The 7,448-nt window shown below is 70.8% G+C and carries 8 protein-coding genes and 1 pseudogene; 6 read left to right on the top strand and 3 right to left on the bottom strand.

What is annotated here, in order from left to right; translation table 11 throughout:
- The first annotated feature begins 95 nt into the window (after positions 1-95).
- The 3 genes from ACFXA3_RS07335 to ACFXA3_RS07325 all read left to right on the top strand — a co-directional run bounded on the left by ACFXA3_RS07335 (position 96) and on the right by ACFXA3_RS07325 (position 2,562).
- Positions 96-590: an ester cyclase gene (locus ACFXA3_RS07335; protein WP_385183204.1), complete on the top strand. Its 495-nt coding sequence runs from the start codon at positions 96-98 to the stop codon at positions 588-590.
- Positions 591-718: 128 nt separating this feature from the next.
- Positions 719-1,654, top strand: a complete 936-nt coding sequence (locus ACFXA3_RS07330; RefSeq protein ID WP_385183201.1) for a protein-ADP-ribose hydrolase — start codon at positions 719-721, stop codon at positions 1,652-1,654.
- Complete coding sequence (locus ACFXA3_RS07325) at positions 1,651-2,562, top strand: NAD-dependent protein deacetylase of SIR2 family (RefSeq protein WP_385183198.1); 912 nt, start codon at positions 1,651-1,653, stop codon at positions 2,560-2,562. Before ACFXA3_RS07330 ends, ACFXA3_RS07325 begins: the two co-directional genes overlap by 4 nt.
- Before the next feature lie 233 nt (positions 2,563-2,795).
- Here ACFXA3_RS07325 and ACFXA3_RS07320 read toward each other — a convergent pair.
- Together ACFXA3_RS07320 and ACFXA3_RS07315 are read right to left on the bottom strand one after the other, a co-directional pair.
- Positions 2,796-3,459, bottom strand: a pseudogene (locus ACFXA3_RS07320) (RNA-guided endonuclease TnpB family protein); the annotation flags it as partial.
- Positions 3,460-3,582: 123 nt separating this feature from the next.
- A complete protein-coding gene (locus ACFXA3_RS07315) occupies positions 3,583-3,927 on the bottom strand; it encodes a hypothetical protein (RefSeq protein WP_385183196.1) in 345 nt (114 codons plus the stop codon).
- 255 nt (positions 3,928-4,182) lie between these two features.
- Between ACFXA3_RS07315 and ACFXA3_RS07310 the strand changes: the two genes are divergently transcribed.
- Together ACFXA3_RS07310 and ACFXA3_RS07305 are read left to right on the top strand one after the other, a co-directional pair.
- Positions 4,183-4,797 (top strand): YidB family protein, encoded by a 615-nt coding sequence (locus ACFXA3_RS07310; RefSeq protein WP_385183193.1) that lies wholly within the window; start codon positions 4,183-4,185, stop codon positions 4,795-4,797.
- 43 nt (positions 4,798-4,840) lie between these two features.
- Complete coding sequence (locus ACFXA3_RS07305) at positions 4,841-5,761, top strand: flagellin (RefSeq protein ID WP_385183190.1); 921 nt, start codon at positions 4,841-4,843, stop codon at positions 5,759-5,761.
- A gap of 616 nt (positions 5,762-6,377) precedes the next feature.
- Here ACFXA3_RS07305 and ACFXA3_RS07300 read toward each other — a convergent pair.
- On the bottom strand, positions 6,378-6,743 hold the full coding sequence (locus ACFXA3_RS07300) for a DoxX family protein (RefSeq protein WP_385183187.1): 366 nt from the start codon (positions 6,741-6,743) through the stop codon (positions 6,378-6,380).
- 60 nt (positions 6,744-6,803) lie between these two features.
- On the opposite strand from ACFXA3_RS07300, the gene ACFXA3_RS07295 reads away from it, so the two are divergent.
- On the top strand, positions 6,804-7,448 hold a 645-nt coding region (locus tag ACFXA3_RS07295), incomplete at its 3' end, for a LysR family transcriptional regulator (RefSeq protein WP_385183185.1).

Genomic DNA, 7,448 nt, shown 5'->3' with positions numbered 1-7,448 from the left:
TTTCCGGGGGGGCCGGGGTTTGCGCCGCCGTATATGGGGGGGCCCTCACCGGCACGAACCCGGGTTGCGGCCCCGAGCCGTGGGTCGGATTCGACTTGTTCCGCGTCTCCGCCGACGGCAAGCTCGCCGAGCACTGGGACGCCCTGACCCCGCTGGTCGAGGACACCGCCTCCGGCCGCTCGCAGACGGACGGTCCCGGCGAGGTCACCGAGCCGGAGACGACCGAGGCGAACCGCGCCCTGGTCGCCGAGTTCGCGCAGAAGGTCCTCGTCGGTGCCGACTACTCGGTCCTCACCGACTACATCTCGACCGAGACCTACCACCAGCACAACCCGGAGGCCGCCGACGGCCTGGCCGGTTTCGGGGCCGCCGCGGCAAGCTGGGCCGAGCAGGGCAAGAACCTTCACTACAAGACCGTCCACAAGGTCATCGCCGAGGGCGAGTTCGTCCTGCTGCAGTCCGAGGGCGAGTTCGGAGTACCGGTGGCGTACTACGACCTCTTCCGCGTGGCCGACGGCAAGATCGTCGAGCACTGGGACGTCATCGCTCCGATCCCGGCCGAACTCCCCCACGTCAACGGCCTGTTCTGATACCGGCGGCGGGGTGGGCCGCAGCCTCGTCGCCGCGGCCCACGCCCCCCCAAGCCCCGAATCCCCGAACCTTCGAAGCCCGAATCCCGCCCCGCCCGAACGCGCGGACGCACCGCCCGGAGAACCCCGTGCACACCACCGCACTGCCGCTCGACGGCTACAGCACCGCCATCGCCCTGGCCGAACCCTTCCGGCCAAGCGCCCGGCACGCCCCGGACGGCCGCCCCGCCGACCGGGTCCGCGAGGCACTCGATCTACTGGGCGGCGACCCGACCGCCGGGCTGGCCGGCCTGCGCCCCGGCGCGGCGGACCGGCTCGACGACGCCGCCGCCCGGCGGCTGCTCCGCACCGTGCTGACCGTACGGGGACCGGACCCGCTGCCCGCCGGGACCGCCCGGGTTCTGGACGCGCTCCTGGCCGGGGAGCGCCTGGCCCGCGGCGCCACCGACGCGGCCTCGCTCCCCACCCTGCGCGACACCTTCCCGGGCACCTCATACCCGGCCGCCGACCGTACGACGCTGTGGCAGGGCGACCTCACCACCCTCGCGGCGGACGCCGTCGTCAACGCCGCAAACAGTGCCTTACTCGGCTGCTTCGTCCCGATGCACCCGTGCATCGACAACGCCCTCCACGCCGCGGCCGGCCCCCGCCTGCGCGCGGACTGCCACACGATCATGTCCCTGCAGGGTCACCCGGAGCCGACTGGCACCGCCAAGATCACCCGGGGCTACCACCTGCCCGCCCGCTACGTGCTGCACACCGTCGGCCCGATCGTCGACGGCCCCCTGCTCCCGAGGCACGAGCAGGCCCTGGCGGCCTCGTACCGTGCCTGTCTCGATCTCGCCGCCGAGGTGGACGGCCTGCGCACCGTCGCGTTCTGCGGCATCAGCACCGGTGTCTTCGGCTACCCCAGAACGCCCGCGGCGCGGACCGCCCTGGACGTCGTGGCCGACTGGCTCGACCGCCACCCCGCACGCCTCGACCGCGTGGTCTTCAACGTGTACGCGGACGACGACCACGCCGCCTACGTCCGCGCGCTGACCGAAGGGATCCAGTCCCGATGAACCACCCCGCCCTCGACCTGGAAGGCGCCGCCGCAACGCTGCGCAGCTGGCTCGCCGAGGCCGACCGCGTCCTGATCACGGCCGGGGCCGGGCTGAGCGCCGCCGCCGGATACGACTACGGCGACGAGGACCGCTTCCGCGAGCTCTTCCCCGCCCTGCACGGCCACGGCCTGCGCTCCCGCTACCTCGTCGGCGTACCCCTGCCGCCCGAACTGTGGTGGGGCTACTGGGCCGTGCACATCGCCGACATCCGCTTCTCCCCCGCCCCCAACCCCCTCTACCAGCAGTTGCGCGCGCTGGTCGGCGACAAGGACCACTGGGCGATGACGTCCAACGTGGACGGCCTCTTCGCCCGCAACGGCTTCGCCCCCGACCGGATCTTCACCCCGCAGGGCGACTACGGCCGCTACCAGTGCGCCACCCCCTGCACCGCCGCCGCCTGGGACAGCGAGCCCCTCGTCGCACGGCTCCTCGCCGCGTACGACCCGGGCACCGGCGCCGTCACCGACCCCGGCGCCCTGCCCCGGTGCCCGAACTGCGGCGGCGCGGTCGAGATCAACGTCCGCGTGGGCCCCGAGTTCGTCGACGCCCCCTACCGCCCCGGACACCACGGGCTCCAGGACTGGCTGGTCACGGCCCCCTCAGGCACCCGTCTGCTCGTCCTGGAATTCGGCGCCGGATTCAACACGCCCGGCGTGATCCGGTGGCCGGGAGAACAGCTCGTCCGCCGTTTCCCCCGAGCACGCCTCGTACGTGTCAACCCCACGCACCCCGAGACCCCCGCCGACCTCGGTGACCGAGCCCTGCCCGTGCCGGTCGACGCCCAGCGCCTGCTCGAGGCACTCACCGCCGCGCCACCGGCGCCCGAGCCCGCGGCGGACTCCCGGCGTCCGCGGTCATCCCTGTGAGGGCGAGGGTGAGCGGAGAGGGACGGTGGCCCGCCCGCCGCCTCACACCACGACGTCGTCAACCCGGGCCCCGGCCGGGAGATCCACGGTCTGTGGGCTGCTCGGCATCGTGGAACAGGCCACCTTCACCATGTCGCTCTTCGTACCAGGGTGAGAGGCCCGTTCCCGGGCCGCTCACCCTCTCCGATACGAATGGATGAAGTCGTTTGATTCCCGCAGCTCGTATTCCCGCTTCCGAGGCGCGGCCGTTGTCGGCCGAGCTGGATCTCATGGGACGCCAGATCGTGCTGGGCGTGCGAGGGTCGTGGGCGTCGGACGTGGTGGTGGCGGTCTCCTTGACGCCCCAGTCGATACCTATGACGGAACCGGTCTGCGGCTGGATCCTGGCAGCGACGACGAACAACGCGTACCAGCACCCGAGGCTGTCGCGGTACACCCGCACGCTCGTGGGATCGGACGGAAGGTCACGCGACCACCGGCCAGGTGCAGCCGGCCGCCCTTGAGGCAGAACCCGCGCCGCGTGTAGTTGACCGTCACCAGCGCCTCGCGCTTCTTCTTGATGCGAGACATCCCGGCCCGCTGCCGCATCGGCAGCATCGCCTTGATGTCCTTGATCGCCCCGGCACGGGACTTGCCGAAGTCGCGGATGATCTGCTGCTGGGGCACCGAGGCGCCCTCACGCAGCCGGCTCATCGACCGCCGGGCCTCGGTCAGCATCTTGTCGAGCTGCGCCGGGCCACACGTGATCTTCTCCGCAGCCGTCCTGTTGAGGCCATGGACCTTTCGGGACATCGCCACGCACTCGTTCCACACCCAGCGACAGCGCGCCCACTCGGCTTCGAGCCGGGCCACGGCAGTGGACGACACGCGCAGCCGGTACGTGTACCGGTCTTCCAATCTTGGTCCGCCCCCGGTACGAGGGGAGATAGCGGCTGGTCAGGGGCTTGACCACGATGCCCTCCACCCCGGACACGTCCGTCCAGGTCTCAAGCCATTCCCGGGCCCCAGCCAGGTCGGTGGTCATCGGACAGAGCGTCCAGGGGCCGTCAGAGCATGGTCGGTGAACAGCTGCTCCAGGAGCGCGCGCCGCTCCTTGTACGGGCGGTTCAGCAGTCCCTGCCCGTCCAGCTGCAGGACGTCGAACGCGACGAAGTACGCCGGCAGGGCCGCGGCGAGGCCGGCGGCGCCGCGGGCGCGGGTCGCGGCCCGGCGCCGCAAGGCCTCGAACGACAACCGGCCCGCCGCCGTGTCCCAGACGAGCAACTCGCCATCGAGGACCAGCCCGCCGGGGAGCTGCTCGGCGGCGGCCACCAGGTCCGGCCACCGGTCCTGGACCAGCGCCCCGCGCCGGGTCTGCACCAGCACCCGCCCGCCCGGCTCGGCCGGAGTGAACAGCAGCGCCCGGTGCCCGTCGAACTTCTGTTATGCGCTGTTGAGCTGTCCGCGGACTCGGCCGGCGGGTGCGTCGCCGCACTCCGGCGGAGCGGTTCAGTGGCCCGGCCACCGCCATCGGCTCGTCCTCGCATGGCTTGTCCGCCGTGGCCTATTCACGCTCTGTTGCTTCATTGTCACCTTCGGTAGCATTCCGGGCGCTGGCAAGATCACTAGTGAGGGAGTTCGATGAGTGAGACCACGGTGGCCCCTGTGCTGGGACAGCTGCTGACGGCCCTGTCGGCCGGGCCCTGGACGTCGGCCAAGTTCGAGTCCTGGACCGGCCGAGGCGCCAACGAACCGCTGTCCGCGGAAGAAGTGGCCGCCGCCGCTCCCGCCGGCATGCTCAAGCAGCTGGCGGAGCTGGCACAGGTGAGCGAAGCGGAAGCCGCGGCCTCTCTGGCCGAGGAGATCCCCGCTCTGGTGGACGCGATTCCGGCCGAGACCATCGAGGCGTTCCGCGCGGCTTCGAAGATCGCGGCCCTGACGCCCGAGGAGGAATCGGCTGCCGAACGGATCGTGGCCGAGACCCGGGCCCTTGCGGCCGCCCTGCCGCAAAGCAGTTCCTGGCTCGGCTCCGGCCCCAACCAACCCCTCACCGAGGCGCAGGTGATCCAGGCCCTCGGCGAGGACAAGATCGCCGAAGCCGCCGCGGCGCGGGGCCAGGACGAAGCCGAGGTCGTTGCGGAGCTGGCGCGGACCCTGCCCGCGTTCATCGACGCGATCTCCCCGTACGGCTGGGTCGATGTCGATGTCCTGCGCTTCGTCCTGGCCCAGGACGACGTGAACGTGACGTCCGCGTAGCGCTTCCCGACACCCCTACCGACCACCGACTGGGAATGATCACATGCTGACGCTCAACACCAACATCATGTCGCTCACCACGCAGAACTACCTCAACATCACGGGCTCCACCATGGGGGTCGCGGCCGAGCGGCTCGCCTCCGGCAAGCGCATCAACTCCTCGAAGGACGACGCCGCGGGCCTGGCCATCTCCGACCGGATGACCACCCAGATCAACGGATCCGTCCAGGCATCGCGCAACAGCAACGACGCGATCTCCCTCGCGCAGACCACCGAGGGCGCGCTGAAGGAGGTCACCAACAACCTCCAGCGCATCCGCATGCTGACCGTCCAGGCCGCCAACGGCATCTACGCCGCCACCGACCGCACCGCCATCCAGCAGGAGGTCGCCCAGCGGCTGGAGGCCATCGACACCATCTCGCAGCAGACCCAGTTCAACGGGATCAAGGTGCTGGCGAAGGACACCAGCATGAACTTCCAGACCGGCGCTGGCGACGGCGACATCATCGCCGTCGCCATGAAGATGCTGAACGTCAACACACTCGGCCTGGAGTCCTACGACCTCTCCAAGACGCCCGCCTTCACCGACGAGACCGACCCCACAAAGATCAACTACACCGACCCGGACGGCCAGAGGGCCACGATCAGCAAGACCGACGCGACCGAGGCCACCACCTTCCTCATCGACCCGCTGTCCCAGATCGACGCCGCGCTCGTCCAGGTCACCAGCCAGCGCACGATCCTCGGCGCCGTCCAGAACCGCTTCGAGTCCAGCATCCCCACCCAGGACACCGGTGCGGTCAACCTCAGCGCCGCCCGCGAGCGCATCGAAGCCACCGACTACGCCCTGGAAACCGCGAACTACACCCAGGCCAGCATCCTCCAACAGGCCGGCATCGCCGTCCTCGCCCAGGTCAACGCCCAGCCCAAGAACATCCTCCCCCTGCTCCAGCAGCTCGGCTGACGCCACCAAGACCTCACACCTGTTCCACAGGCGCCCTCGCCCTCGACCGCATCACGGCCGAGAGCGCTCCCGCCTGACGTCCTCCGGATGACGGGCCCCGGCCCCGGCATGATGCCCGGGGCCGACTTCGTGTCAGCGGTTGGCCCTCGCGACCGCGAACTGCCTGCCCACCTCAGCGCAGAGACCGTGAACAACGAACCCTCGTTTGCCCTGTCCACAACTTCTGCTCATACGCCACACCCGCCCGCAGCGCGGCCGGACCAGGCACGGACTCGGCAGCCTGCGCCGGCATCGGCTCGACCAGCGGCCTGAGCACCATCCCGGGCCTCCCTCACGCCTTTGTCCCGCTTCCAGGGTCAGCCGCGCCGGCTCCACACGCGGCCGCGGATCATCCATCCGAGGGGCCCGGCAGGGACGTTAGCGCCAGTGCCGGACCCGGCTGCGGCACGGTGGCGGCATGCGCTGCCGATCCCACCCGGCGCCCGGACCGCAGACATGACGGCCCTCTGCCGTGCCGCGCACGGCGTGATCAGCCCCGCGATCACCGCCCCGTGCCACCAGTGACCTGTCGCAGCGAAGGCTGAGCGTTCTCGTCGAACATTGAGTGGTGCCGCCATCAGGAGGACACGGTCAATGCCAGCGAGGCGACGGCGGTGGCGAAGTAGAAACCGGGAAACGCGAGGTTGTAGAGCACACGGGCGCGCAGATGGAAGGTGAGCGCGCCCAGGTAGAGGAGGACCAGACCGCAGGCCGCGGCGGCGCCGAGGAGGCGCGGTGCGGCGTCGAAGAGGCTGAGGAGGAGGCCCGCCGCACCGGCCAGCTTGAGGGCGGCCAGCCAGGGCAGCCAGGACCGGGGGACGCCCACCTCCGCCGAGTTGGCCAGCACGAAGCGTGCCCCGGCGAGGTCGGCGGTCGCGATACCGACGTTGAGGGCTGCGGTGAGCAGGGTGACGACGAGGAGCGCGAGCTGGGTGCCGGTCATGTCTTCAGGGTCCGCGAGCACTTCGTCACCGTCCAATACCTGCTTCTATAACCTGGTGGCATGGACCTGGATACGCGTCTGCTCCGGTACTTCGCCGTGGTGGCGGAGGAGGGCAGCCTGACCGGTGCGGCGGAAAGGCTGTTCGTCTCGCAGCCTGCGCTGACCAAGCAGATCCGGCGCCTGGAGGACGGTCTCGGGGTACGGCTCTTCATACGTTCGCGGTCGGGGATGGCGCTGACCGAGGCTGGTCGTGAGCTCGCCTCGCGGGTGCCCGCACTGCTGGACGGCTGGGACGAGGCGGTGCGGGCAACCGGCCGCGCAACGCAAGTGCTGCGCCTGGGCTTCCTCGACGCGGGCGCGGTGGGTGCCGTTCCTGAGGTCATCGCCGAGTTCCGCCGGGCGCGACCGGAGTGGCGGGTGGAACTCCGGCAGTGCGACTGGTCGGACCCGAGCGCGGGCCTGGCCCGGGGTGAGGTGGATGCGGCAGTGGTGCGTTTGCCGTTTCCGGGGCAGGAGAGTTTCACGGTGCGGGAGTTGTTCGTTGAGGAGCGTGGGGTGCTGCTACCGGCTCGGCATCCGCTGGCGAACAGCGAGACGGTGGAGTTCCGGGAGCTGTCGGACGAGCCGTTCGTCGCGGCCGGAGCCGAGACCGGAGCCTGGAGGGAGCACTGGCTGGCCGCAGAGGAGCGGGACGGGCACCCCGTC

Origin of the sequence: Streptomyces sp. NPDC059456 (assembly GCF_042750055.1) — a bacterium.
GTDB lineage: Bacteria > Actinomycetota > Actinomycetes > Streptomycetales > Streptomycetaceae > Streptomyces.
This window is presented reverse-complemented; position numbering and strand designations above follow the sequence as displayed.

Excerpts from the sequence above, each read along its gene's own strand:
- ACFXA3_RS07310 (WP_385183193.1), top strand. The coding sequence starts at position 4,183 with ATGAGTGAGACCACGGTGGCCCCTGTGCTGGGACAGCTGCTGACGGCC.
- ACFXA3_RS07300 (WP_385183187.1), bottom strand. The coding sequence starts at position 6,743 with ATGACCGGCACCCAGCTCGCGCTCCTCGTCGTCACCCTGCTCACCGCA.
- ACFXA3_RS07305 (WP_385183190.1), top strand. The coding sequence starts at position 4,841 with ATGCTGACGCTCAACACCAACATCATGTCGCTCACCACGCAGAACTAC.
- ACFXA3_RS07325 (WP_385183198.1), top strand. The coding sequence starts at position 1,651 with ATGAACCACCCCGCCCTCGACCTGGAAGGCGCCGCCGCAACGCTGCGC.